At 65.0% G+C, this 25,999-nt stretch carries 18 protein-coding genes and 8 pseudogenes; 14 read left to right on the forward strand and 12 right to left on the reverse strand.

Annotation, left to right across the window (positions count from 1 at the left end; genetic code table 11):
- Positions 1 to 111: 111 nt before the first annotated feature.
- The 4 genes and pseudogenes from tnpC to DQ229_RS05705 all read right to left on the reverse strand — a co-directional run.
- Positions 112 to 1,650: pseudogene (tnpC, locus tag DQ229_RS05690) on the reverse strand (IS66 family transposase); the annotation flags it as partial.
- Between the two features lie 67 nt (positions 1,651 to 1,717).
- Positions 1,718 to 2,071: an IS66 family insertion sequence element accessory protein TnpB gene (gene tnpB, locus DQ229_RS05695; RefSeq protein ID WP_114965317.1), complete on the reverse strand. Its 354-nt coding sequence runs from the start codon at positions 2,069 to 2,071 to the stop codon at positions 1,718 to 1,720.
- The gene (gene tnpA / locus DQ229_RS05700) at positions 2,071 to 2,487 is read right to left on the reverse strand and encodes an IS66-like element accessory protein TnpA (protein WP_114965318.1); all 417 of its coding nucleotides are present in this window, start codon (positions 2,485 to 2,487) and stop codon (positions 2,071 to 2,073) included. The genes tnpB and tnpA overlap by 1 nt, the downstream gene beginning before the upstream one ends.
- Before the next feature lie 60 nt (positions 2,488 to 2,547).
- Positions 2,548 to 2,964, reverse strand: a complete 417-nt coding sequence (locus tag DQ229_RS05705) for a hypothetical protein (RefSeq protein ID WP_114965319.1) — start codon at positions 2,962 to 2,964, stop codon at positions 2,548 to 2,550.
- Between the two features lie 145 nt (positions 2,965 to 3,109).
- Here DQ229_RS05705 and DQ229_RS05710 point away from each other — a divergent pair.
- Positions 3,110 to 3,408: pseudogene (locus DQ229_RS05710) on the forward strand (transposase); the annotation flags it as partial.
- A gap of 134 nt (positions 3,409 to 3,542) precedes the next feature.
- Positions 3,543 to 3,710 (forward strand): annotated as a pseudogene (locus DQ229_RS16745) (MBL fold metallo-hydrolase); the annotation flags it as partial.
- Between the two features lie 28 nt (positions 3,711 to 3,738).
- Here DQ229_RS16745 and DQ229_RS05720 read toward each other — a convergent pair.
- From DQ229_RS05720 to DQ229_RS05740, 5 genes and pseudogenes are all read right to left on the reverse strand, one after another.
- A complete protein-coding gene (locus DQ229_RS05720) occupies positions 3,739 to 5,565 on the reverse strand; it encodes an SLC13 family permease (protein ID WP_114965320.1) in 1,827 nt (608 codons plus the stop codon).
- A gap of 119 nt (positions 5,566 to 5,684) precedes the next feature.
- Positions 5,685 to 5,875 (reverse strand): annotated as a pseudogene (locus tag DQ229_RS16990) (IS30 family transposase); the annotation flags it as partial.
- A 385-nt stretch (positions 5,876 to 6,260) separates the two neighbouring features.
- Positions 6,261 to 6,467, reverse strand: a pseudogene (locus DQ229_RS16995) (SLC13 family permease); the annotation flags it as partial.
- A complete protein-coding gene (locus DQ229_RS16895; protein ID WP_202909516.1) occupies positions 6,371 to 6,823 on the reverse strand; it encodes an SLC13 family permease in 453 nt (150 codons plus the stop codon). The gene DQ229_RS16895 and the pseudogene DQ229_RS16995, both read right to left, overlap by 97 nt.
- Before the next feature lie 7 nt (positions 6,824 to 6,830).
- Positions 6,831 to 8,681 carry an SLC13 family permease gene (locus DQ229_RS05740; protein WP_114965322.1) on the reverse strand — a complete coding sequence of 617 codons (1,851 nt, stop codon included), beginning with the start codon at positions 8,679 to 8,681 and terminating at the stop codon, positions 6,831 to 6,833.
- A 416-nt stretch (positions 8,682 to 9,097) separates the two neighbouring features.
- Here DQ229_RS05740 and DQ229_RS05745 point away from each other — a divergent pair.
- Positions 9,098 to 9,818 (forward strand): annotated as a pseudogene (locus DQ229_RS05745) (mechanosensitive ion channel family protein); the annotation flags it as partial.
- Here DQ229_RS05745 and DQ229_RS05750 read toward each other — a convergent pair.
- Both DQ229_RS05750 and DQ229_RS05755 read right to left on the reverse strand, forming a co-directional pair.
- Positions 9,748 to 10,773 carry a DUF21 domain-containing protein gene (locus DQ229_RS05750; protein ID WP_114965323.1) on the reverse strand — a complete coding sequence of 342 codons (1,026 nt, stop codon included), beginning with the start codon at positions 10,771 to 10,773 and terminating at the stop codon, positions 9,748 to 9,750. The pseudogene DQ229_RS05745 and the gene DQ229_RS05750 sit on opposite strands and share 71 nt — an antisense overlap.
- A gap of 75 nt (positions 10,774 to 10,848) precedes the next feature.
- Entirely contained in the window at positions 10,849 to 11,823 is a 975-nt protein-coding gene (locus tag DQ229_RS05755) for a helix-turn-helix transcriptional regulator (RefSeq protein WP_114965324.1), read from the reverse strand.
- A 125-nt stretch (positions 11,824 to 11,948) separates the two neighbouring features.
- Between DQ229_RS05755 and DQ229_RS05760 the strand changes: the two genes are divergently transcribed.
- The 11 genes and pseudogenes from DQ229_RS05760 to DQ229_RS17000 form a co-directional block, all read left to right on the forward strand.
- The gene (locus tag DQ229_RS05760) at positions 11,949 to 14,093 is read left to right on the forward strand and encodes an AAA family ATPase (RefSeq protein WP_162300764.1); all 2,145 of its coding nucleotides are present in this window, start codon (positions 11,949 to 11,951) and stop codon (positions 14,091 to 14,093) included.
- A 55-nt stretch (positions 14,094 to 14,148) separates the two neighbouring features.
- Positions 14,149 to 15,108 carry a metallophosphoesterase gene (locus DQ229_RS05765; protein ID WP_162300765.1) on the forward strand — a complete coding sequence of 320 codons (960 nt, stop codon included), beginning with the start codon at positions 14,149 to 14,151 and terminating at the stop codon, positions 15,106 to 15,108.
- Positions 15,109 to 15,164: 56 nt separating this feature from the next.
- Entirely contained in the window at positions 15,165 to 15,416 is a 252-nt protein-coding gene (locus DQ229_RS05770) for a hypothetical protein (RefSeq protein WP_114965327.1), read from the forward strand.
- 93 nt (positions 15,417 to 15,509) lie between these two features.
- Complete coding sequence (locus DQ229_RS05775; RefSeq protein WP_114965328.1) at positions 15,510 to 15,749, forward strand: hypothetical protein; 240 nt, start codon at positions 15,510 to 15,512, stop codon at positions 15,747 to 15,749.
- Positions 15,750 to 16,029: 280 nt separating this feature from the next.
- Positions 16,030 to 18,708, forward strand: coding sequence for a PD-(D/E)XK nuclease family protein (locus DQ229_RS05780; RefSeq protein ID WP_114965329.1), 2,679 nt, complete (start codon positions 16,030 to 16,032; stop codon positions 18,706 to 18,708).
- Positions 18,701 to 21,892 (forward strand): UvrD-helicase domain-containing protein, encoded by a 3,192-nt coding sequence (locus tag DQ229_RS05785; RefSeq protein ID WP_114965330.1) that lies wholly within the window; start codon positions 18,701 to 18,703, stop codon positions 21,890 to 21,892. The genes DQ229_RS05780 and DQ229_RS05785 overlap by 8 nt, the downstream gene beginning before the upstream one ends.
- Complete coding sequence (locus tag DQ229_RS05790; RefSeq protein WP_114965331.1) at positions 21,892 to 22,563, forward strand: HEPN domain-containing protein; 672 nt, start codon at positions 21,892 to 21,894, stop codon at positions 22,561 to 22,563. The genes DQ229_RS05785 and DQ229_RS05790 overlap by 1 nt, the downstream gene beginning before the upstream one ends.
- A 24-nt stretch (positions 22,564 to 22,587) precedes the next feature.
- Positions 22,588 to 23,613 (forward strand): DUF4236 domain-containing protein, encoded by a 1,026-nt coding sequence (locus DQ229_RS05795; RefSeq protein WP_114965332.1) that lies wholly within the window; start codon positions 22,588 to 22,590, stop codon positions 23,611 to 23,613.
- On the forward strand, positions 23,610 to 23,960 hold the full coding sequence (locus DQ229_RS05800) for a hypothetical protein (RefSeq protein WP_202909517.1): 351 nt from the start codon (positions 23,610 to 23,612) through the stop codon (positions 23,958 to 23,960). Before DQ229_RS05795 ends, DQ229_RS05800 begins: the two co-directional genes overlap by 4 nt.
- Positions 23,961 to 23,983: 23 nt before the next feature.
- Positions 23,984 to 24,214, forward strand: a pseudogene (locus DQ229_RS05805) (integrase core domain-containing protein); the annotation flags it as partial.
- A gap of 251 nt (positions 24,215 to 24,465) precedes the next feature.
- Positions 24,466 to 25,071, forward strand: a pseudogene (locus DQ229_RS17000) (3-deoxy-D-manno-octulosonic acid transferase); the annotation flags it as partial.
- A 90-nt stretch (positions 25,072 to 25,161) separates the two neighbouring features.
- Here DQ229_RS17000 and DQ229_RS17005 read toward each other — a convergent pair.
- Positions 25,162 to 25,821, reverse strand: a complete 660-nt coding sequence (locus DQ229_RS17005) for a YrbL family protein (protein WP_114965341.1) — start codon at positions 25,819 to 25,821, stop codon at positions 25,162 to 25,164.
- Positions 25,822 to 25,999: the final 178 nt, after the last annotated feature.

A 25,999-nucleotide genomic window follows, 5' to 3' on the forward strand; every position in this document is an offset into this window, starting at 1 on the left:
AACCACGCCCTCCGGGCCCTCCTTCACCGTCACCCGCTCGATCAGGCCGCGGATCACCTCCAGCGTAAGCGCGACGGGGTGACCGTATGCGGCGAGGCTTGACGTCTGATTGAAGCGCCACGGCATGAGGTCTTCGATGCTGCTTTGCGGGTGACCGTCCAGGATGGCGCGCAGGGTTGTGGCGATGTAATCGACTGGGTTCACCTCGGACATCTTGCACGTGGCGACCAGCGAGGCGAGCATGGCCCAGTTCTCGGCGCCAACTTCATTCCCTGCAAATAGTGCATTCTTCCTTGTGAGGGCTATCGGCCTGATCTGGTTTTCGACCGGATTGGTGTCGAGTTCCAGCGTGCCGTCCTCGAGGAAGCGGATCAGGCCGGGCCAATGCCCCAGCGTGTAGCGGATGTCTTCGGCGAGCTGGGATTTCTGCGGGATACGCGAGAGTTGGGCTTCCAGCCATGGCTTTAGCGCCGCGATGATCGGGGAAGCATGTTCACGCCGGGCGGCCAGCCGGACAGCCGCCTCCTTCCCGCGCACGGACTTCTCGATCTGATAGAGCAGCGCGATCTGGCGCAGTATTTCCTCGGGGATGGGTGAGCCATCGCTCTCGAAGCGTTTCACGAAGCGGCGGCGCACATGCGTCCAGCAATAGACCAGCTGCCACGGGCCAGTGTCGCGCGCGATCTCTGTCAGCGCGTTGTAGGACTGGTAGGTGTCACATTGCAGGAACCGACCGCGATATCCGGCGAGGAAGTTCAGCGGGTGCGCCTTGCCCCGGCCCGGTGCGTAATGGAACAGCACGATGGGTGGGTCCGCGCCACCATGACCGCGATCGTCGGACACGACGGCCCAGAAGAAGCCGCTCTTGGTGCGTTTCAGGCCCGGTTCCAGCACCGGCGCACGGGTTTCATCCACGAAGATGCGATGGGCGCCGCGCAGATGGGCACGCATGCGGTTGATGACCGGCATCAGATGGAAGCACGCACGACCGACCCAGTTGCCGAGCGTGCCGCGATCCAGGTTGATCCCCTGTCGCTTGAAGATCTCGGCCTGCCGGTAGAACGGCAGGTGATCGCCGAATTTCGAGACGATGATCCAGGCGATGAACAGCTCGGTGGGCAGGCCGCCGGGCACGACATGCTCAGGGGCATGCGCTTGCGCCACGGCTTGCGAGCAGCGGCGGCAGGCATATTTCGGGCGCCGCGTGACCAACACCCGGAACTGGGCCGGGATCACATCCAGCCGCTCGGACACGTCTTCGCCGATCTTTGCCATTGCACCGCAGCCACAAGGGCAGAGCGTGCTGGCAGGCTCGATCACGCGCTCGACCCGGGGCAGATGGGACGGCAGATGGCCACGATTGCGCTTCGGCTTGCGGGGCTCTTCACCGCGCGCCCGTTGCATCGCCGCTTCGGCCTTCTCCTGCGCCGCCTCGAGCACGCCCTGGGCAAATTCGGCATCTTCCAGGGGAAGGTTGAACTGGTCCGGCGACAGCTTCTCGGAGCTTTTGCCGAACTTCTCGCGCTGCGCAATGCGCAGGATATCCTGCAGCCGCCGATTGGCCTCCTGGGACTCTGCCAGCGATGCCTCAACCTCGGCGAGGCGAGCTTTCAGCAGGGCATTCTCGCGTGCAAGATCAGTGGCATCCATGGCAGGAAGTGAATCACGGAACGCGTCTTTTTTCCAGTAAAAATGGGGATTTCCGGGCTCTTTCCGATTATCCTGCCGCCAGCGGACGCCGCGCTCGCTCCGGTCGGACCAACCGCCAATCCATGCCTTCAAAAAGGGCCGCAAACTGCGCGCTGGACATGCGCATGACCCCGTCGCGCACCTGTGGCCAGACGAACTTGCCACCCTCCAGCCGCTTGTGAACCAGAACCATCCCGGTCTGATCCCAGATCAGCAGCTTGATCCGGTCCGCCCGCTTCGCCCGGAAGACGAAGGCGGCTCCGCAAAACGGATCCATCCCGAACATCTCCTGCACCGCCAGCGACAGCCCATCGATGCCCTTTCGGAAGTCCACCGGCCGGGTCGCCACGAAGACCTTCACCGGCCCGCCCTGTCCGAACATCACGATGCCGCGGCCCGTGCCGCGCGGATCGCCCGCGTCAGCTGGCCCTCATCGACACCAGCGCCAGCACGGATCACGATATCGCCGATGACAATCTCCACCTCGGACGCGCCACGCGCCGGCGGCGCCTCCGCCGCGCTGTCATCGACCACCAGCTCCGCGAAGATCGGCAAGGCCGCCACGCTCTCGGGCACCACCAGATTGCCTTTGCGTATCTGCTTGCGCCAATCGTAAATCTGCCAGCGCGTCGTGCCGTGCTTGCGCGCAACATCGGCGACCGTCACCCCCGGCATCATGCTCTCCGCCGCGATCCGCGCCCGCTCTGCCTTCGTGCGCCGCCGCCGACCACTCGGACCCTCGATCACTTCCAGCCGGGAAACTCCAACACCCCTTGAGCCGTCCAAATGGACGCCCATTTTGCCGTCTCTCTCCAAATCCAACACCTCCGCTGCACATGTGCGCGGAGAATGCTGGCTTCAGATCAGAAATGGCAGGAGGGGAGCGGCGTCGCGCTTACCCTCCAGCGCCGGGGTGCGGATCTCGGGATCGGCGAGCGTCGCGGCCAGTTGCGCAACCTTCTCGCGGTATAGCGCGGCGAGGTTCGGCTGCAGGCGTACCGGCGATGGGGCAGGGGCGGTGAGCTTGGCATCAAGCTCTGCCTTGCGCGCTTCCAGCTCTTCCAGCTTGTCCTTCAAGCCGGGTGTGCGCAGCCCTTCGGCGATGGCGTCGTAAAGCCCGTCAAGCTTGCGAATGAGCGCGCTGAGTTCGGCTTCCAGGCGGCTGCGTTGCGCGGTCTCATCGCCGCGCTGCGCGTTCACCTCGCGACCGAAGACGGTGATGAACTCGGCCACGGCCTCTGGCTGCATCAGCCGGGTGCGCAGCAGATCGAGCACCGCCTCTTCCAGTTCAGCGCGGCGGAATGATCGGCGCTGATTGCAGGTGCCGAGCTTGCGCGCATTGGCGCAGGCGACGGGCGTTGTTGGAGAACTCTGACCGTCGAGGATTCACATTGCGAATCCATGCGGTTAGAGGAGCTGCATGAGCACGCCATCGCCTGCCCGCTACCGCACGACGAACTGGTCCAGCTACACGGTTTCGTTTCGCAAGCGTGGGTCCCTGTTGATCTGGCTGGACAAGGAGATGACCTGGCTTGCGACGCATAACGGCAGCCCCGGTCGCCCTGTCGTATTCTCGGATGCGGCAATCCAGTTCTGTCTGACCATCAAGTCCTGTTCAAGCTGCCGTTGCGGCAAACGACCAGAATGGTAGCCAGCCGGCTGAAGATGGCGGACCTGGACTATGCCGTGCCCGACTACACCACCTTATGCCGACGACAGTAGACGCTGGCCGTCCAGATCCCGTATCACCATGCTGATGGCCCTTGGAACGGTCGAGATCGTTCGTGTGGCCTGATGCGTACGGGCAAAGGGGTGTCATGCCTCAGGCGTAACTTACGCAACAACGCCCGGAAGGCCTGGAAGTAGTCTGGATTCTCGACACCCCCCACGCCGATCATTTCAGCGCGGCACCCTATCTGGCAGAAAAGCTGGGCGCCCCCACGGCCATCGGCGAAAAGGTCGTCGGCGTTCAGAAGCTCTGGAAGAAGCTTTGCCGTTTCGCCTCCCCCGCCGACGGGACCCTGAATCCGCAGGTCAGGGAGGGCTGCGCTAAACCGGCCAGACCAACAGGATCATCGGCACCCCTACGGCGATGATGATGATTTCCAGAGGCAAGCCCATGCGCCAGTAGTCGGAAAAGCGGTAGCCACCCGGTCCCATCACGACGGTGTTGTTCTGATGCCCGATGGGGGTCAGAAACGCGCAGGATGCCGAGAGGGCAAGCCCCATGAGGAACGGATCGGGGTTGACCTCCATCAGCTCCGCCAGCCGATAGACCACGGGCGCAGCCAGCACGGTCGTGGCATTATTGTTGAGGATGTCGGACATAGTCATGACCACCGCCATGATCAGCGCCAGGGCCGCCCATGGCGGAAGATCCCGTGCGAGATACATCAACCCGTCCGCGATCAGTGCCGCGCCGCCGGTGGTTTCCAGCGCCATGCCAAGCGGGATCAGCGCGCCGAGCAGCACGACCACGGGCCAGTTGACATGGGAATAGAGCTCGTCGAGAGGAAGAATCCGGCTCAGAGCATAGCCAATGATGACGAAGACCAGCGCCACGGGAAGGGGTAACAGCTCGACGCTTGCCGCAAGAACAGCCGCCGCGAACAGCCCTATGGCGATGGCGGTCTTCCAGACATGGATGACCGCCTTCTCTCGCCCGGTCAACACGATGCCCCCCAGCCATTCGGCAACTTCGGTCCGCGTTTCCTCGGGCACCAGCAGCAGCAGGATGTCGCCTGGATGGATGACCGAGCGGCGGATGCGGTCGCGGATGTTGCGTCCCTGACGGGACAGGCCGACAAGGATGGCCTGCTGTCGCCAGGACAGCCCGATGGACTGCGCCGTCTTGCCGACTATGCGCGCGTCATGCGGGACAGCAACCTCGATCATGACCATTCCAGCACCGATGGCGGTGTCGATGCTGCGGTCCTTTTTGCCTGCGGTCTTGTCCGTGCCTTCCTTGTCGGAGTTATCACTGGTCTTTTTGTCGTGAAACTTCAGCTTCAGACCCGCACGAAACTCTTCCAGGCCTTCGGAAGCGCCGCTGACGACCAGGACGTCTCCGCCTCGCAGTTTCAGGTTGCGCGCAGGACCGTGGCGGCGTTTGCGGTCGCGCAGTACCGACAGGATTGCCAGATCGGCGCGCTCGGCTTTCGCCTCGATGTCGCGTACCCGCTGACCTTCAAGCTTCGAGTCCTCGGGGATGACCAGTTCCGAGATGAAGCCCTCCAGTTGCGCAGTCCCGGACTGTTCTGCGCCCTTGCGAAGCGGCAACAGGCGCCAGCCGATCAGGGTCACGAATGCCAGCCCGGCGATCGCCACCACTCCGCCGTGCAAGGTGTAGTCGAACATCCTGAAGGCCTCGCCGGTCTGGTCGGCGCGAAAGGTCGAGACGATAATGTTGGGCGGCGTGCCAATCATCGTCATTACGCCGCCAAGCATGCTGGCAAAGGCCAGCGGCATGAGCGTCTGCCCCGGCGGACGTCCGGCCTTTCGTGCGGCCTGGATATCTATAGGCATCAGCAGGGCCAGTGCCGCGATGTTGTTCATGAAGGCCGACATGATCGCCGCAGTGGTGCCCATGATAACGATTTGAACCATCACCGGACGATTCTTGCTGGCCAGCGCTCGGGTAAGCCAGATCATCGCACCCGACCGGGTTAGGCCGGCCGATACGATCAGCACCACCACGACAATCATCGTCGCCTGATGCCCGAAGCCCGCGAAAGTCTGCTGGACCGGCACTATCCCCGTAGCGACCCCGATGGCCAGCGCCGACAGGGCGACGATGTCATAGCGGATCCGCCCCCAGAGAAAGAAGGCCATGGCGACTGCCAGGATGGCAAACAGGACCAACTGATCGGCGGTCATCGGGGCTCCGTCGATTGGGGTTGGCAAAGCTTCAGCAGATAGCGTCGAAGATGGCAAGCGGCGACCGGTGCGCGCGGTCTTGCGTGGCGTCAATAATTGAAATTTAGCGCGTTAAGGCCTTAGATTCCAACTTCAAGTGCAACGATTGATCTGAAGGCTGCGATTTCGTCCACCATGGCTTCGGCGGGTGTTCTCCAGCCCAGAGTTTTCCTGGGACGGTGTTCATCAGGGCGGCGACGTCGTTGAGCCATATCTGGCAGGCATCGCTCAGATCGGTGCCCTTTGGCATGAACTGGCGCAGCAGGCCGGGGGCGGGTCGCTTTGGCCCGGCGCCGATCCTGCTGGGATTCGCCGCGTTGGGGGCCGCGCTGGCGCGCCGGCCCAGTGGTCGAGCCGCTCGAAACGGTCGGCGCGCCCCTGAACCAGCAGGACATCGTCCGCCTGCAGGCCCATGTCGGCATGTGGAAGCGCGGTGGTGCGCCCGGCGCGATCACCAGCAGGCTTGCGGCCGATCCAAGCCCCGAATTGGCGATGCTGCGCCCGGCCATGGCTGATCCCTCGAGGGTGCGCAGCGCCAGGATGCGCTCGTCAAGCTGCCAGACGGAGCGCAGGTCGCGGGGCACCGCCTCATCGGCGCCAAGGGCGCGGCTTGGTAGCAGGTGACGCCCGGCCAGCGCCATGAAGGCGGTGCCGACCAGCAGCATGGGCAGGCCCAGCCAGGCGAACTGGAAGAACCCCATGCCGGGAAGCCCGGCCTCGCGCAGGGACATGTGGATCAGCAGGTTGGGCGGCGTGCCGATCTGGGTCATCGTGCCGCCCAGCAGCGTGCCATAGGCCAGCGGCATGAGCAGCCGCGACGGCGCCACGCCGCTGCGGCGCGCCACCTCGACGGCGACGGGCACCAGGAGGGCGCGGCCACGCCGATGTTGTTCATGAAGGCCGACAGCCCGCCGCCCACCAGCATGAACAGCATGATCATCCGGACCTCGCTGGTGCCGGCGACATGGGCGATGTGCCGGCCGATCCCCTCGGCAATGCCGGTCCGGGCAAGCCCCTCGCTCATGATGAACATCGCCCAGACGGTGATCACGGCGGGGTTGGATAACCCCGAAAACGCCTCTGCCGGGGACACCAGACCGCTGAGCGCCAGGGCCGACAGCACCAGCAGGGCGACGAGATCCATGCGGATCCATTCGGCAACGAAAAGGACCAGCGCCAACAACAGTATTGCAAGGACCAGTCCAATCGCGAGGGTCATCGGCGCCTCACAGTGGCCATACAATCAGCAACAGCGGGATGCTGACGGCCACCACCACCACCTCAAGCGGCAGGCCGAGCTTCCAGTAGTCGCCGAAGCCGAAGCCCCCGGGGCCAAGGATCAGGGTATTGTTCTGGTGGCCGATGGGAGTGAGGAAGGCGCAGGAGGCGCCAATTGCCACTGCCATCAGGAAGCTGTCAGGATTGACGCCCAGTGTGGCGGCGATGCCGATGGCGATGGGGCACAGTACGGCAGCGGTGGCGGCATTGTTCATCACATCCGACAGGAACATGGTGGTGATCAGGACCACCGCCAGCGCCGCGATGGCATTGCCCTGCGCGACAGTGTCGACCAGAAACCGCGCCAGCAAATCGGCTGCCCCGGTGGTCTGCATCGCGTCGGCAACCGGGATCAGCGCGGCCAGGAGGATGATCACAGGCCAGTCGATGGCAGTATAAACCTGGCGTGGCGGCACGGTCCGCAACAGCATGGAAACAATTACCCCCAATGTGAATGCTGCGGCCGCGGGTAGCAGCCCCAGCGTGACGACGCCGACCGACCCCAGCATGATCGCGCCAGCGATGATCGCCATGCGTTTGTCGGGGATGCGCAACTCCCGCTCGCCCAGCGGCACGCAGCCGGTGTCGTTGATGAAATCCGCCATCACCTCGGCCGGGCCCTGCATCAGCAGCAGGTCGCCGGATTTCAGCTTGAGCGTGCGCAGCCGTGTCTTCGGTGTCCGCCCCTCGCGCGAGACGGCCAGCAGGTTCAGCCCGTAGCGGGTGCGCAGCCGCAGGTCGCTGGCCGAGCGCCCGACGATGCTTGAGCTGGGCAGCACGGCCAGTTCGCGCAGCACGATATCCTCGTCGCGCTTGCTTTCATCGTCTTCCTCGGCGTCGCCTTCCGCCTTGGCCGTCTTTTTGCGTTCGGCGGCTTTCGCTTTCGTCGTGTCGTCCTTCTCCGACGACAACTCCTGGCCTTCCAGCTTGATCCCGAAGTCCGACAGCGCCTTGGCCAGCGCTTCGACATCGGCCTCCAGCACAAGGATGTCGCCGTCGCGGATGCGCCGGCCACCATGCGGCGCAGTCATGCGCACCTCGTTGCGCACAAGACCCGTGACCTGCGCGTCGCTCCCCTCGATTTCGCTTTCGAACTTGCGCAGGGTCAGACCCACGGCCTTGCTGTCCTCAGGCACGCGCACCTCGGTCAAATAGCTGCCGGTGTCAAATCCTTCAGCCCCCGAGGCCTTGCGTGCGGGCACCAGACGCCAGCCGACCAGCGCCACGAAAGCAATCCCTGCCACCGCCACGGCCGCACCCACGGGGGCGAAATCGAACATGGCGAAATGGCCCAGACCCGCCTCGTCGCGAAAGCCCGACACGATCAGGTTCGGCGGCGTGCCGATCAGCGTGGTCATGCCGCCCAGGATGGTGCCGAAGGCCAGCGGCATCAGCACCTGTCCGGGCGTCAGGTCCAGCCGCCCAGAAAGCTGCACGGCGACCGGCATCAACAGCGCCATCGCGCCCACGTTGTTCATGAACCCCGACAGCACCGCGCCAAGGCCCATCAGGGCGGCCATGCTGGTCAGTCGCCCGGCCTCGCGCGGCAGGACCGAGCGCGCCAGCCAGTCCACCGCGCCGGTGTTCTGCAAGCCCTGACTCAGGACAAGCACACAGGCCACGGTGATCACTGCCGGATGGCCGAACCCCGCAAAGGCATCGGCCGCCGGCACCAGCCCGCCCACCACGCAGGCCATCAGCGCCAGGAGCGCAACCAGATCATGCCGGAACCGCCCCCAGACGAACAACACCATCGTCGCTATGAGAATTGCAAAGATGAGGATCTGCGGATTGGTCATCAGGAGGGCTCACGTTTTCGGACTGCCCTCGCAAGATCAGAGCAGCGGCTTTCGTTCAAGACGGAATTCCGTCACATGCCTTTCCGGACCCCGACACACGAGCCACAGCCGCCGGCAGATTCCGGGGCATCGTCTGCACCACCTGTCGATGGTGCCCCGGTGCTGCAAGGGTGCAGCGCCGGGATGTCTGGCGTCAGCGTGGTTCGTTCATCAACCCGCGCACGCGTGGACTGCCCTTGGCGCGCCGGATCGAGCACGAAACCGACGGGCATCAACCCGCGCACGCGTGGACTGCCCCCACCGAGTGGTCCGGGTCGATTGTTAGTGCATTGTCGGTCTCTGGTCTATCAGGGCTAAGGCTTCTGGTGCGGCCGGGCGGTATCCCAGCGAGCTGTGGGGCCTGACCGTTTTGTAGTGGCGGTGCCATCGTCATCGGGTTGCACGCGGTGGGGTTCGACCTGACCGGACTTGCGGTCCTGTCGGGCGCCATCGGTCTGGGCATCGGCTTCGGCCTGCAAAAGGTGGTGTCGAACCTTGTGTCCGGCATCATCCTCCTGCTGGACAAGTCGACAAAGCCCGGCGACGTCATCAGCCTCGGCGACACTTTCGGTTGGATCGGCCAATTGGGCGCGCGCTATGTCTCGGCCGTGACCCGCGACGGGCGCGAATTCCTGATTCCGAACGAGGATCTGGTCACAGGGCAGGTGGTCAACTGGTCGCATTCCGACGATTTCGTGCGCATCGACCTGACCTTTGGCACCCCTTATGCCGATGGCCCGCATCTGGTCCACCGCATCGCGATCGAGGCCGCAAGGTCAGTGCCGCGCGTGCTGGCTGACCGTCCCGTGGCCTGTCACATCACCGGCTTTGGCGACAGCTCGATTGACTACGTGCTGCGCGTCTGGCTGCATGATGCACATGAGGGGCTGGCGAGCGTGCGCGGGGGGCATTTACCTAGCACTTTAGGACGCGTTCAGGGAAAATGGCATCTTCATACTCTTCCCGCAACGCGACGTGCGCATGCTTGGCGAGGCACACAACGCCCCCGGCCGTCTGAGGGCCGGGTTTACCGGACAACCCCATCTCGAAGCCCGCCGACACCGCGCAGGAGGCGACCCAGCAGGTCAGCGCCGGTAATGACGCGCCGGTCTTCGCCCCACAGCAGGATCAGGTCATGGGGGATCGCGGAATCCTCGCCCTTGCGCCGACCGGCGCAGAGGCGTTCGAGCACGACGTCGAGCCGCGTCTCATCCCGTTTTGCGACGATCGGCACATGGCACTGTGCCAGCGGGTCGAATGCCGGACCATCGAACAAGGCTGCGCGCAGAAAGGCGTCGGTATTGAAGGCCAGCCGGGGGCTGTCGGCCGCGTCGACGATGATCATCCATTTGCCAGAGGCCGCATTGAGTCTTTGCAGGAACGGGTCCTGCGGATCGGCGGCGATCGTCGGAAAGATGGGCTTGTCGTCGTGAAATGGCAGTTGCAGGATCGTCTGAGGGTCGATTACTTCGCCCTCGCGCGCTAAGGGCTCGTCGTCAAGGGTCAGGAAATTGATCGCCCCCAGCCCTTCGACATGGCTGATGTCGCTCTGCGGGGCCTGCAAATGCAGCGTCAACATCTGCTTGATGTTGCGCTCTGGCATGTAGCGCATTGCTTCGCGACCCAGCCACCAGTCAAGCACCAGCGCGGTAGGCTTGGCGACCGGATAGAGTAGTATCTGGTAGAAATGGATGACCGGTGCCAGCGTCGAGGCCACCCGCAGCGCATGGCGCGAGAACCACGCCTGGGGAATGATCTCGCCGAAGATGGTGATCACCACGGTCGAGAACAGGAACGCCGCCAGCCCGGCCATGACCGAACCCGACAGCAGCGCCAGCAGCACGTTGATCGCGACATTACCCCACAGGATCGTCACCAGCAGAAAATTGCTGTTCTTGCGCAGGGCCAGCACCTTGCGGGCGGCCGGGTCACCCTTGCGCGCCTCCACCTCCAGATCCAGGCGGCCGATGGAGAAGAAAGCGAGATTGAGCCCCGAGAACATGCCCGAATGCACAATGCAGACAGCGATTCCCACCCAGATCATCAATGTCATCGCGGTTTCTCCTCGATCAACCCAGCTAGCACCATCGCCTTGCAGCGGCGATCTTCGCGAAAAGCTTTGTCAGCATTACGAAAGGGTGCCGCCCGGCGGGGCGATGCCCGCGCGTTCCCAGAAATCCTCCGGCTCCAGCACCTCGACGGCCTCGCCCCAGGTCAGCAGATGCCAGGCCATTTCCAACGCGCCGGCCGCACGAAAGCGCACGATCAGGGCACCGTCATTGGCCCGCTGCACGGTCTGGTCGGGGTGAAAGACGTATTCGGCGGCATCCTCGGCCACATGCGGCGCGAACCGCCAGCAGACGTCAAAAGGCGCTTCGTTGAACACCCCGAAGAGCCGCCGGCCATAGGCCTGAAGATCGAAATCCTCGTCGCGGTGGAAATGCTCGCCGGTGAGTTCAACTTCGCTCAACCCCTGAAGGCGGTAGTGGCGCACGGCGGGCTTGCCCGCCTGCTTGGCGATCAGATAGGGGCGCGGGCCGTAGAGAAGCCCGTAAGGCTCCAGCACCACGTCGCGCGGCGCGTTCGCGCGCCGGCGGGTATAGGCAACCGCGATGCGCCGGGCAGACAGGATGGCCTCGCGGATCACCTCCAGATGCTCCACTGCGACCGAGACGCGCGGCCCCGGTCGCAGCGCCAGCCCCTCGCTCTGCATCAGCAGGTCAAGGTCAGGCTCGATCCTGAGTTGCCCGCGCCGGTCCTGCAGGGCAAGCAGCCGCGTGGCGAGGTCGCTCAGGCGCCCGGCGGCATCCGGCCGGTTGCTGCCGCGCATCATCTCGGCGGCCGAATGCAGGGCTGTCACATCCTCGGCCGCGATTGTGATCAGGCCTTTGGGCAAGCAGCTCGCGCGCCAGTGCTTGAGGCCCGCCTCGTCGGTGCGCTCCTCGGTTTCGGGCAAAAGCCGTAGGGCCGCATCGCGCATCCGCTCAGCCGTGCGGCGCGAGACACCGAATTCCTCGCCGATCATGTCGAGTGTCACCCCCTGGCTACGCGCGGCCATCAGGTGGCACAACCGCAGCAACTGTTCTGCCTTCTCGTAACGCATCGGCCTTGCTCCTCTCCTGGTGGCAGCGAAGGCGACATAAGCCGGCAAAACAAGGGGCCTTTTCACGAACACGTCCGATTCTGTCGCATGGGTGTCATAGCCTCTGGATGAACGATGGAGGCACCATGGAAGAAGAACACCTTTTTGAAACCGACGAATTCCAACAGAATGTCCCGCTCTTCGCCCACACTCTTGCCAATGTGCTGCGCTCGCGGGCGCGCCACGCGCATCTTGTGCGCCCGCTCGTGATCTCGCTGAAACTCGCCAGCGACGAAGCCGGATATCCCGGCCTCGTGCCGCTGGTCGCTCCGCTGGTGGCCCGGCACGATCGCAAGTTCAACAAGTCCGGCCTCACCCGGACCAGCGCGACCGAAGAGCTGATCGCGCGGCTCGACACCCTCGGCTGCGATGACAACCTCGCGCCGCGCGCGGCAATGCTGCGCCGGAATATTGGTTACCTGGGCGAGATTCTGGGCCTTGACCAGACCGAGCAGGACCTCTTGCGCTGCCGGATGATATGCGAAACCAACCGCGACTACGCCCGCCTGATGGAGCGCATTCATAACCGGCTGACCGACCTGCACGAAACCCTGGGCTGTGTGCTCGACGTTGAGCCGGCCAATATCCGCAAGCGCCTCTCGCCCGCCGGGCGGCTGTGCGGCAGCGGCCTGATCCGGCTGATGCCCGACAGCCGCGACTTCGCGAACAGTATCGAACTGCTCGACCGGTTTCTTGTCGTCGGCTTCGAGGCCTTCGAAAGCGCCGCCGCCTTGCGCGAACGGCTGCTGGGCACGCCCGTGACGACCGCGCTGGAGCCCGATGATTTCCGCCACCTTGGCGATGACCTGGACCTCACCATCGCGACCCTGCGCGGCGCGCTCAAGGCCCGCGCGCGCGGGGTCAACATCCTGCTTTACGGCATCCCCGGCACAGGCAAGACGGAACTGGCCCGGGTGTTGTCCAAGGCCGTTGCCGCACCACTCTATCATGTGGGCGAAACCGACCATGAGGGTGGAGAGCCGTCGCGCGGCGAACGGGTGTCAGAGCTTGCCCTGATGCAGATGCTGCTTGATCGCGGCGCGCCGGCCTTCTGCTGCTTTGACGAGGCCGAAGACCTGTTTTCGGGCTTTGGCGGCCCGTTTCTGCGCAGTTTTGGCTCCAAGGTCTTCGTCAATCGCCTGTTCGAGAAGAACCCGGTGCCGGTAATCTGGATCGTGAACGACATCGACGCCCTGCCTCTCACGGTGCGGCGGCGTATGACCCTTGCGCTCAAGGTCGATCAGCCGCCGCGCGAGACAAGCCTGCGCATCGTCTCGGGGATGGCGGCGGTGCTGAGCATCCCCGTCGCGCAAGAGCATCTGACAGCGCTGGTGCGCGATCTGCCCGCAAGCCCCGGCGTGTATGCCAAGGCGCTGCAGGCCACGGCGCTGGCGAAGGGGGATCACGCCACGCTCAGGCGCGCCAGCGCGGGGCTCGTGCAGGCGCTCCAGGACGGCCACGCCCCGCGGCTGCCGCGACACGCCGGCGAAGACGGCTTCCTGCCCGCGCTCTCCAACGCCGACATCGACCTCACGCAACTGGCCGCGCGCCTTGAGGCCAGCGGTGAACGGGCGTTCTCGCTCTTCCTGCACGGGCCCTCGGGTACCGGCAAGTCGGCCTTCGCCCGACACCTTGCAGAGCGTCTGGGGATGGAGGCGCGTGCACTGCGCGGCTCCGATCTTCTGGGCATGTTCGTCGGCCAGACCGAGGCTGCCATCGCGGGAGCCTTCGCCAGGGCCGAACAGGACAGGGTGTTCCTAATCTTTGACGAGGTTGACGCCCTGCTGCATGATCGCGGCCGTGCCGAGCGGAGTTTCGAGTTGTCGCAGGTCAATGAACTGCTGCAAGCGATGGAGACCCACTCCCTGCCATTCGCCTGCACCTCCAACCTGTTCGAGCGTATCGACAGTGCCGCGCTGCGGCGCTTCACCTTCCGCGTGGGGTTCCAGCCGCTGGAGCCTGCACAGCTTGACGCCTGTTTCCGGCACCATTTCGGCCGCGCGGCCCCGCCGGAGGTTCGGCATATGGCCGGGCTGACACCTGCCGACTTCGCCCTGGTGCGCAAGCGGGCGCGCCTACTTGGCCAGGCAGACGACGACCGCGCAATCTGCCGGATGCTTGCCGCCGAGCATGATGCCAAACCGAATGCAGCGCGTCGGGTGGGCTTTCAGGCAACAGGTTTGGCGGTCAGTCAGAACACAGGGTCGATCGCGGCAAGGCGTCCGTCATGATGGCGCCGAAGTTCAACGCCACTGCACGCATCAACATTTCACGACAGGAGACCGAATGTTCGCGATCATTCCCGACATCCACGCTGACTACCAGCGCCTGATCCTCACGCTCGAAGGTTTGGGGTTTCGCCGCGAGCAAGGCAGCCTTGGCCAGGAGGTCTGGGCACATCCCGACAGATGGCAGGCCGTATTTCTTGGTGATTTCATCGATGGCGGGAGCGAGAATGCCCGTGTGCTGGACACGGTGCGTGCAATGGTCGAGGCCGGGCAGGCCCGCGCCATCATGGGAAATCATGAACTCAACGCCTTGCTGTTTCACACGCCGAGCCAAGGTGCCGACGCGTCGGGTGACGGTTGGTTGCGCGAACGCAATGACGCGAACAAGAAACAGCACCAGACATTCCTCGATGAGTTCCCTGCGAACGCGTCATCGGATGTAGCGCCACCACGCGATGCGCACACACGCGAGGTTCTCAGGTGGTTCATGACGCTGCCGCTTTACATCGACCTTGGCCCGTTCCGCGTCGTGCATGCGCAGTGGGATCCTGTCGCGGTGGCCGCAGTAGGCGCGCGGCGGCCCGATGGACTGCTCGCATCACAGGACCTTCCTGAAGTCGCCAATTGCGCCGAGGGGTTTGGCGCGTCGGCCGACCTGCTCCTCAAGGGCATGGAAATACCGCTACCGCTCGGAGAGACCTTCATCGACTTCCATGAAAAGCCGCGCGACCAGATGCGGGTCAAGTGGTGGGCAGACGGGGGCCGAAGCTATCGCAACATGGCCCTTTCGGTTCCCAAACCGGACGTGCTGCCGGATACGCCGGTCCCGGAACTGGAAGACCTGCCTGCATTTGGCACCAGCGAGAAGCCTGTGTTCGTCGGGCACTACAAGATGCGTGGCCACCCCGAGGTTGACGCGCCGCACGCAGCCTGCCTCGATTTCCCAGATACGCCCTGTGCCTATGTCTGGCGACCCGGAGACACGCGGATCGCGCCGGAGCGCCTGCGGATATTCTGATCGCGGCGCGCAAGGTTCGGCGCCGGTGAGGCGCGACAACAAGAAAGGATACCTTCATGAAATCAAACGGATTTGGCAGCTACATCCAGGAGATTGTCGTGCATGTGCCCCAGGCGCAGGCCGAAGAGGCCGCGAAGGCCCTGCGTGCGCAGCCCTTTGCCCAGAACGCTGAAAGCGGGCGCAGCTTCTTCCGGATCGAGCGGCTGACGCGCAAACAAGGGGATGACGAGGGCGTGGTGTTCGATCTCTCGCACGACCTGCCCGCGCATATCGACTGGGCGGTGGACTGGGGCCAGTCGGATTACTGAGGCGCAGACCGCAACGCACGTCCGTTCCTGACGTGGCGCGGCTTCATACTGCCGGCATCCCGCACAACCCAACCCGACAGGAGGTAACGGCCCATGCCGAACTGGTCCGACGAACTCATCGCGCTTACACGCCGCCATGTCGATGCAATGCTGGCCACGCCACCGCGTGAACGCCTGCCGATCTGCATGAAACACTGGGAAGACCGCTACGGGCTGCTGCTGCTCAAGCAGGCGGAGGAAAGCGGCCTGATGATCCGCGACGTGACGACCGGCGAGAGCGAGACATTTCAGAGCTTTGACGACCTTGTTGCCGATGGCTGGGCGATCGACTGATCGGTGGAAAGATGAAGCGGCAAAGATACTGCCTGGCCTGTCTTCAGGCATCGGGGATACTGAACAGCGCTGTCGCGAAACGCCCACCGGCGCGCATGGGGCGGTCGGGGTGGGTCTGCGCGGCCTGTCTGGGCATTGGCCGGCAGACGCCGGTGACCTGTCGCACCTTCCAGTTCCTCGAACCGCCACCCGCAACGCGAACCCGCGCCACGGGCGCAGGTCCGGTTGACAGCACCGACCCCACGCCGGATGCTGCGCCCATAAACCTTGAGGCAGGTTGATGAATTTTCTTGATCCGATTGTCACCGCACATCCGATGACCGGCGCCGTGCGCAACGTGACACCGGATCTGCTGCGCGAGGTCTATCTCGTGCCGCTGCAACCCGAGGCTGATCCGTCCGATCTGCTGGCTGACGCGCGCGCGCCCTGGGCGGAAAGCCACGCCATCGCCCCGCGCGAGACCGCGCAATCGGTCATGGCGGGCTTGCGCGCGCTGATCCTCGCCACCCCCCGGTTGGAGCGCGGTGAGGTCGATTTGAGCGCCCTTTCCGAGGGCACGCGGCTGCACCGCCATTGCCGGGCGCTGATGGCGCTGTGGCAGGGGCTTGGCGATGGGCTGCCCGCCGATTTGCAGGTCATGCGGCATGTCATTGCGGCCGACGGGGCGGAGGCGCTTGAAGCCCTGCCTTTGATCGACACCAGCACGCCGCGTTTCGCGACCCGGGCCGAGGAAAGCCTGCGCGCGGCGCTTCTGGCGCATCATGGGACGGCGCCAGAGGCGGCACACGTGGCTTGGACCAACCGCACCGCCCCCCTGACCCGAGGCGCCCCCGAGGGCAGCAGCCTGCACGCTGCGCAGCACGGGCTGCTGGGGCGGGCGCTTGTGCCGCAGCCACCCGATGGCACGCTTACATTCTGGGGGGTGCGCGATCTGGCAGAAGAAGCCGAACTGGCCGCTGCCATAGCCCAGCGGCAGCTCGACGCGGGCGCGGAGCCGTCCGATATCGCCCTGCTGCTGCCTGACGATGCCACCTACCACCCGCATCTACGCGACGCTTTCGACGCGGCAGGCATCATCCTCTCCGGCCTGCCCGAGGCCGAACCGCGCCGCGATCTTGCGCGCGAGACGCTTTTGCATTTTCTGCTGGCATTGCGCGCCCCGGCCCCGGCGATGGCGCTTGCCAGCCTCTATGTCTCGCCGCTGATGCCCTGGCCGGCGGAAACCGGCGCGACACTCGCACGCGAGGTCATGCAGGGCCGTTTTGACCCACGCGCGGCGCAGGTGCTGGAGGGGCGCGCGGCGCGGCTCTTCCGCAGCTTGCGCGCTGATCCGCCACGCGACGCGGCCGGCGTGGCGGCGCGGCTGGATGTGCTGGGGCAGAGCCTGGCGGACACGCCTGACTGCCGCGCAGATGTTGCCCTTCTGCGCAGCCAGATCGGCCCGCTCAAGGCGCAGCTTGCGGCCAGCGCGCAACCCGATTGGGATGCGCTCTTCTCGATTCTCAACCCCCAGCCCGCTCCGGCACCCGCAGCCGAGCGGATTGTCGAGGGTGTCAGCGTCTTCACCGAATCCGCCCTTCCCTGGCGCCCGGCGCGGCAATTGATCGTGCTGGGCATGGCGGCGGGGCATTATCCGCGCGCCAGCGGAGTCTCTCCGCTCTTTCTCGATACCGAGCTGGCCGCGTTGCGTGCGGCCACTGGGCTCAACCTGCCTGACCGGGGTGCCCAGCTTGCCCAGCGGCTGGACCTGTTTCGCCGTCAGCTTTGCGCCGCAACGCAAAGTGCGACCTTTCTGTGCCCGATACGCGGGCTCGACGGGGCGCGGCAGGGGCCGTCCACCGCGCTTTCGCTGCTTGCGCGCAGCATTGCCGACCCATCCAGCGGCAAGCCGGTGGACGAACCCGCGACCCTGATCAAGGACATTCGCGCCACCGATCCCGCCGATTGGCCCTGCGCCGCCCGCGCGATGCCGCTGCTCATCCACGACCCCGCCGAGCAACTGCCCGCCGATGGCGTGATCCGGCTGGGGCGCGATCTTTTTGCCACACGCCGCGATTCCGAGGGTGTGCCACGCCGGCAATCGCCCAGCCGGCTTGAGACCCTGCTGGTCAGCCCGCTGGCCTGGGCGCTGGCCGAGTTCGGCGCCGAACAAGTGATCTGGGCGCCCGAAGGCTATGACCACATTCTGGCCGGCACGCTGGCGCATGACTTGTTCGAGCACCTCTTTCCCCAGCAAAGCCCACTGCCGGACGAGGCCGAAATCACTGCCCGCGTGCCCGAGCTTCTGGCACAGGCCATCCGCCGCCATGCGCCCTTCATGCAGGCGGCCGTCTGGCGGGTTGAACGGCAGGGGCTCGCGCGCGACGTGACGCGCGCCGCAACCCGCTGGAGCGAGGCCCTCGCCGCCGCCGGGGCCGAGGTGATCGACAACGAGATCGCGCTGATGGGCGACGCCCATGGCCTGCGCATGTATGGCCGCGCCGACTGCCTGTTGCGGCTGCCCGATGGTCGGTTGCTGATCGTCGATCACAAGAAGGCCGGCAGCGGCAGACGCCGCGACCGGATGGAAGCCGGGTGGGACCTGCAACTGGGGCTTTATCGCGCGATGCTGTTGCGCCCCGAACTGAAGGAAGGCGCACTGGCCGAGGCGTTGCGCGCGGGGCCCGAGATCGGTGTGGCCTATCACCTGATCAACGATGGCGGCATTCTGCTCAGCGGTATCGCGCCGCCGGCGCCAGGCTTCGAGGCGGTGGCAGGCGATATTTCCCAAGCAGCGCTCAACCTGCTGCGCCTGCGCATCAAGGAAGCCGGTGAAGGCAACATCCGCCTCAATACGCTCGCCGACGAGGCCTATTTCGAGAAAGCGGCGAAGTTGACCCCCTATGCGCTGAAAGACAATGCGCTGGTCGTCGTCTTCATGGTCGATGCGCCCTTGCCAACGGAGGATGAGGATGCCTGAGACGCTCACTATCGTTCCGGCCGGCGCAGGCTCGGGCAAGACCTTTCACATCAAGTCCGAACTGGCGCGGCTGGTGAAGGCCGGGCAGGTGCGGCCCGAGCGGATCATGGCCGTGACCTTCACCGAGGCCGCCGCGGGCGAGTTGCGCGAGCGTATCCGCGCCACGCTTCTGGCCGAAGGGCTGGTCGAGGAGGCACTTGCGGTCGAACGCGCCTATGTCTCGACCATTCATGGGCTGGGGCTGCGCATCCTGACCGAGCACGCCTTCGCAGCCGGTCGCTCGCCCCAGCCGCGCCATATCAGCGAGGCCGAGCGCGAGTTGCTGATCCGCGAGGAACTGGCCCATTGCGAGGCCTTCGATGCGATCAAGCGCGACCTGCCGCGCCATGGCTACAAGGCGCAGGGCTGGAACGGCACCACGATCGAGGATGATTTCCGCAACGCCGTGTTCGGCGCGATCGACCTGTTGCGGGGCCTGGGCGATGGCGGCACCGACCCTGCCTTGGCCATTGATGCCGAAGCCGCCCTGCGCGCAGCTTACGGCAAGGTCAGCAAAGACCCCGGAAAGCTGGACACGCGCTTGCAGACAGCGGCGGCGCAACTGCTTGAGGAATTCCCGGAAGGCGGCACGCCCTATAACGGGACGACCAAAGCCGCCCGCGATGATTTCCGCGCTCAGCTTGCTGCCCTTCGCGCGGCTTCTGCCGGTAGGGCGCAAAGCCGCGACTGGGCCGTGTGGGAGACCTTGCGCAGCCTGCGCACCAAAGCGCGCGGCGCGGATATTCCCGAGCGTTTTGTCACGCTGTCAGAGGATGTGATGGCCGCCGCCGAGGGCGCGCTTGTTCATCCCGGGCCGCTGGAGGACGCCTGCACCAACCTGCGCGCGCTGATCCTTGGCGCTCAGGCCATCATGGCGGGCTATGCCGAACGCAAGCGCAGCGCCGGGGTGATCGACTTTGCCGACATGATCGTCGATGCCGAGCGCCTTCTGCGCGAGCATCCCGAGGTGCTGCGCGCAATCATCGAGGATGCCGACTGCGTCATTGTCGACGAGTTTCAGGATACCAACCCGGTGCAGTTCGCGCTGTTGTGGCGCATCGCGCAGGCCGCGCCGCGCACGCTGCTGGTGGGTGACACCAAGCAATCGATCATGGGGTTTCAGGGGGCCGATCCGCGCCTGACCGAAGCGCTGGTTGCACAGTTCCCCGACAATGTCATGCCGCTTGCACGCAACTGGCGCAGCGACCCGCGCGTGATGGGCCTGGTCAATGCCCTTGGCGCGCGGCTGTTTCCCGGCGCCTATGTCGCGCTTGCCCCGCAGCGCCATGATACCGGGCAGACGGCGTTGGAGTTCCTGCGCATCCCGCAGGGGCGGCGATCCAACAAGTCGCGCCCCGAGCAGCATGTCGCGGCACGGATCAAGGCGATCCTCGACGATGGCGATACCATTATCGACCGCCACAGCCCGATTGACGCGCCAAGGCCGCGCCGCGTGCGCCCCGGTGACATTGCCATCCTGTGCCGCACCCATGCTCAGGCCGGGCGCTATGCCGACAGCCTGCAGGAACTGGGTGTGCCGGTGCGCATCAACCGCATGGGCTGGATGCAGGCGCCGCCTGTCGCCGCCGCGCGCCATGCGCTTGCCCTGGCTGCCGACCCCGCGGATACCCATGCCGCGCTCAGCCTGCTCACGCTCGGGCCTGCCGCCATGCCGTTGCAGGAAGCTATGTCCGCGCTGGCCGATGGCACGCTGCTTGATGACCCGGCGCTCGGCCCTGTTCGGCAGCTGTCGGCACTTGCCGCAACTGCGCCGCTTGGCGTCGTGCTGTCCGAGGTCATCGCCGCGGCCGATCTGCGCGACTGGGCCGCGCGCCTGCCCGATGCCGCGCAGATGCGCGCCGACCTGCTGCGGCTGGAAGCCGAAGCGCAGACATTCGAGGCCGCCCATCGCGACATGAAGGCCGCCGCCGGGTTCTATGGCCACGGCGCGCAGGTCTTTCTTGGCTGGCTGGAGGCACGCCGCCTTGAGCGCGATTTCGACCGCCACCCCGACCCGGGCTCGGGCGCGGCGGAGGGTGTGCAAGTCGTGACCTGGCATTCCTCCAAGGGGCGCGAGTGGAACATCACCGTGGTTGTCGGGCTGGACACGACCATCACCGAACGCCCCGGCACATTGCGCGCCGAGTTCGCCGATTTCAGCGAGCTGGGCGATGTGCTGGCCAGGGCGCGGCTGCGCCTCACCCCCGTCCTGCCGATCAAGGACAAGCAGGCCGTATTCCTGGAGGCAAAGCGCGACGCCGCCCAGGCGGACGCCCGCCGCCTGCTCTATGTCGCGCTGACCCGCGCGCGCGACCGGCTGGTGCTGGAATGGCCGGACTTCAAGCTGAAGAAGCCCTCCGACGGCCCCGGCCCGGGTAACTACGCCGAGATGCTGGCCGACGAATGCGGGCTGGAGGTGCAGGCGGGCAAGGCCGCCATCGGCAAGGAACGCTTTGCCGCGCGCATTCTCGAATGCGGCGACGCGCCGCCGCCCGAATTCGATGACCCGGAGGAAGACTGGGCCGCGCCCAGGCCGGCTTTCGGCGAGCCACGCGCACGGCGCGCGATCACGCCCACATTGTGGCGGCGGCGGCCATCGCAGGCCACGTCCATACCGCTTGCCGCGGCGCCCGCCGTCGAAATCATCGATCTGGGCACCCCGGTTGCGCTGGATGGCGAAGCGCCGGAACCGGCCGATCTGCGCGGCACCGCCTGGCATCTGGCCTTGCGCACCGCCCTTGCGCGCCCCGACCTGCAGGATCGGGCGGGGGCCGCCACCGGCTTGGGGCCGCAGACCCTCACCGCCATCGCGGCGCAGGCCGATGCCCTGCGCCGCTGGCTGGAGGCGAAGGGCTATGCGCGCCTGCATGTGGAACTGCCTATCCAGATCGAGGCTGCGAGCGGCGCCCAGACCAATGCCATTATCGACCTGCTGGCCGAGGGTGAGAACGGCTTTCTGATCGTCGATCACAAGTCGGGCGGGGCGGAAGACCTTGCCGCGCGCCACGCGACCTACCAGCCGCAGCTATCGGCTTATGCCGAAGCTGTCGCCACGCAATTTCCCGACAAGCCCGTCAGGGGCACTGCGATAAACTGGATGCGGCGCGGGAGCGTGACGCTCTCGAACGGGGGGGAAGACAACTGATGGAGCGTCCGGCCGAGATGCGTTTCGATTATCTGCGTGACAAGCACCGCCGCCTGCGGGAAGCCAACCCGACGGATCTGAACCTGCGCACCCATCGCGCCCTGAGCTGGCTGTGCCGCGCGGGCGAGGTCGAGGAAAAGGACAAGGACACCGCCTTCATCCTCGCCTGGATTTCCTTCAACGCGGCCTATGCGCACGATCTGGGCGAAGATCACGGCGCGCCCGCGCGCAGCAGTTTCCAGGCATTCTTCGAAGCACTCGTGGCGCATGACCCGAAGGGCCGCATCGCCCATGAAATCTGGCACCAGTATGAAGGGGTGATCTCGGAACTGCTGGCCAACCGCTACATCTTCGGCCCGTTCTGGAAGCACCACAACGGCCATCCCGACTATGCCAACTGGGAAATCCGCTTCGAGAACGCCCGCAAGGCCGCGCAATACGCCATCGAGCGGCAGGATACGCCAACCATGCTGAGCATCCTCTTTGACCGGCTTTACGTGCTGCGCAACCAGCTTGTGCATGGCGGCGCCACCTGGAACAGCCGCGTCAACCGCGGGCAGGTCGGCGACGGCTGCGCGCTGCTTCTGTCGCTCATGCCGCTCTTCGTCGATACCATGATGTCGAACCCAGACCACGACTGGGGCGCGCCGCATTACCCGGTCATAGAATGAGATCATGCGATCTGGGGGAGTTCCATGCCCTTCCACTTCTGGCGCCGTATCCGTCTGGCCCCCGGGGTCACGCTGAACCTGTCGAAATCGACGGCCTCGCTGTCGCTGGGCCCGCGCGGGGCGAAATACACCATCAGCCCGCGCGGCAACCGGGCGACGGCGGGCCTGCCGGGCACGGGGCTTTTCTACACCGTCCATGACCGCCAGCGCGCAGGGCGCGGCGGGGCAGCCCCGGCACCACGCGTGCCGCAGCGTGACCGGCTGAAGCTGGGGTTTTTCCAGCGACTGATGACCCCGGCCGAGGAGCGGCGCTTCATCGACGGCATTCGCGCGCTGAATGACGGCGATCAGGACTCGGCGCTGGCGGCACTGGAAGAAGCGCGCGATCTGCCCGATGCCGCCTGGATGGCAGGAATGATCCGCCTGCGCCGCGAGGAGCTTGATTGCGCCAAGGCGCTTTTCCAGCACGCGCTGGGCCGACTCGGTGACCTCGGCACGCTGTTCGAAAAATACGAGATCGCCGCTCAGGCCAGCCTGCCGATCACGTCCGACATCTTTGCCCATGTCTTTCCGCGCGAGCGCGGCACAAGGCTGGCGCTGGTGGAAATCGCGCAGATCGAGGACCGCCACGACGATGCCATGGCGCACATCGCGCGCCTGCTGGAGATCGACCCGACCGACCCGGTGGTTCTGCTCTCCTTCGCCGAGCTGGCGCTCGACACGCCCGAGGACCGCGCGCTCATGGATCGCGTGGTACGCGCCACGACGCATGTCGAGAATGAAACCCCGGTCGATACGGCGATCCTGCTCTATCGCGGCAAGGCGCTGGCCGCGCTGGGCTTGCCCGATGCCGCCATCGATGTCTTCACGCTCGCCAACCGCCGCCGCAAGGATCGGCCCGAGGCGCTGCTGCACGAGATCCGCTATGACCGCGCCGTGCTCTACTTCGAGACCGGCCAGCGCGCCCGCGCAAGGCGCGAATTCGAACGGCTCTGTGCTGCCGACCCGGGGTTCGAGGATGTGGCCAAAAGGCTGAGTGTGAGCACATGACCGACACCGTTCTTGCCGCACGTATCCGCGAAACCCTTGCCGGGCGCCACGCAGGCGATCCGTTCATCACCTATCAGGCGCTGGCCAGCGCACTCGGCCTGCAACCACCCGGCACCATCCAGCGCGTTGCCGCCGCGCTCGAGCAGACCATGCGCGAGGATGTGGCCGCCGGCCGCCCGATGGTCGCCGCACTGGTGATCAGCCGCGCGGGCGACTTGCCGCGACGGGGTTTCTTCGATCTCGCGGTGGCGCTGGGCCGGTTTCCGGATGACCCCGCGCAGCATCGCGCGGCATGGGAGGCCGAGTGCGCGGCGGTCTTCGGGGCGCAGTCAGGCGCAGCATGCTGAAGCGGATCGGCTCGGTTCAGCGCGGCGTCACCCTCGACGTCTCACGCCCGTGAAAGCCCACGGACAACGCCTTCATCGAAGCGTTCAATGGCAGGTTCCGTGCCGCATGTCTGAACACGCACTGGTTCCTGAAGCTTGCGGACAGGGCCGAAAAGTTGGAGGGTTGGCGCAGATACTTCAACGAGGAACGGCCACATGGCGCGATCAGGAACAAGACCCCGATCACGCTGACGAAATCGGGGGGCAGTACCAGCCTGTCACCCTGGTCGAAGCCGGAAAGCTCTCGGTATGAACGAGGGACGACGGGGGGCAGGCCACGGGCGCTTTCAGCTTCTTGGAGCGCATCCATAACTTCCTTATGGCCGCCGCTCGCGAAATCCTGATAGGTGGGAGAACATTGCCGTTGCAGCGAGGACAGAGCGTAAGTTCCAAGGAATACGAGCGCAGCGCTTGGGTGCAGATGCGCTTGCGCGAGCGCGTGGCGCTCCGGCTCTATCGCGGGCTGATGCACCTGCTGCCAAGTGCCCCAGTGATCGCAATTCTGCGGCACCGGGCAGCGCGAAATGCTCAGCGCGAAAGCGCCGCGCGTGTGCCCGAGCGCATGGCGCTGGGGCTGCCCCCGCGCCCCGATGGGCCGCTGATCTGGCTCAACGCCATCGGGCCGGGCGATGCCACGGCGTTGCTGCCGCTGATCCGGGCATTTCTGGAAAACGACGCCGCCACCATCTGTGTGGTGACGACCCGCACGGCCTCGGCGCAAAAGGTTTTCGCACGGCTGGAAGAGTCCGCGCGCGTCATTCCCCAGCTTGCCCCGCTGGATACCCCGGCGGCGATGCAGCGCTTTCTCGACCATTGGCGTCCCACTCTTGCAATCTTTGGCGAAGGCGACATGTGGCCGAACGCGGTGCAGATGCTCAAGGCGCGCGGCGCGACCATCGCGCTGGTCAACGGGCAGATGAACGGGCGGCTGGGCAAGGCCTTTCGCAAACTGCCCGGCGTCGCGCGCTGGATGGCTGCGCATGTGGATTATCTTCAGGTGTTCACCGAGGCCGAGGCCGCCGAGGCCCGCCCCTGGTTCCGCCCTGATTGCCAGATCGTCGTGCAGCCCAACCTCAAGATGGACGCGCCCCCGCTGCCGGTTTCCGAAACGATTACCGGCGCAGTGCGGGTACAATGGCCTGAATCAACTGTTCGAAGAGCACTAATTGGGGTAACGCCCTCGCTTTTTCAGTTCCTCCAAGAGTCGGCGCCTCTTTCTGATGTTAAACCTTCTAAATGCGGCGCCGCACATCGTTCTCAAACGAATAAAAGTGGCCTCGTAGAGTCCATCGACAACAAAAATACGATCATCCAAATCTCCAACTCTGCGCCCGTATACAAGATTACTCGCGCGAACATCGGAGATTACAAACCTATAAGAATCTATATCCGAAAATAAATCGTTAACTTTGACCTCCAACCTCTCATCGAAACCATTTTCTGCGACGTACTTACGAAGGTTTGGTGCCGTAGTACCATCTGCACTTCTTATATGCTCTACCAAGTACCCAATTCCGTTTGTTGTCTCAACAAACCCAAGTGGCCTTGGAACGAATGTCGGTAGAGTGTGCAGCCGTGCCAGCGATGCTATAAATTCCTCCAACTCTCGGTTCCACTCCCAGTACGGGCCAAAACGTCTCCTGGACGGAAGAAGTCTTCGGCCCAACCGCCGGAAAACTTTATCTTTACTCGGTGGCATTTTATGAAATCGATCCGGGCGTACGACTTTAACAAGGGTATCTGGCGCCCCACTAACACGATAAACGTGTTTCTGACCGCCAACAGCCACAAGATCAGCAGTCGAAACCTCCAATCTCTTCATTCCCCAGTGCCCTGTCTCGATTCAAGAACATAACCACACCGCAACAACTTGCATGATGGCGTTTTCACGCAATAATTCTACTTGTTCTACATAGCCGCATTACTTTACTCAAGTACCCCACTGGCGAATAGCACGCATTTCTTCGAAAATCGCCTGCCCACCAACTTGCGCAATCCCG

Source organism: Alkalilacustris brevis, assembly GCF_003350345.1.
Taxonomy (GTDB): Bacteria; Pseudomonadota; Alphaproteobacteria; order Rhodobacterales; family Rhodobacteraceae; genus Alkalilacustris; species Alkalilacustris brevis.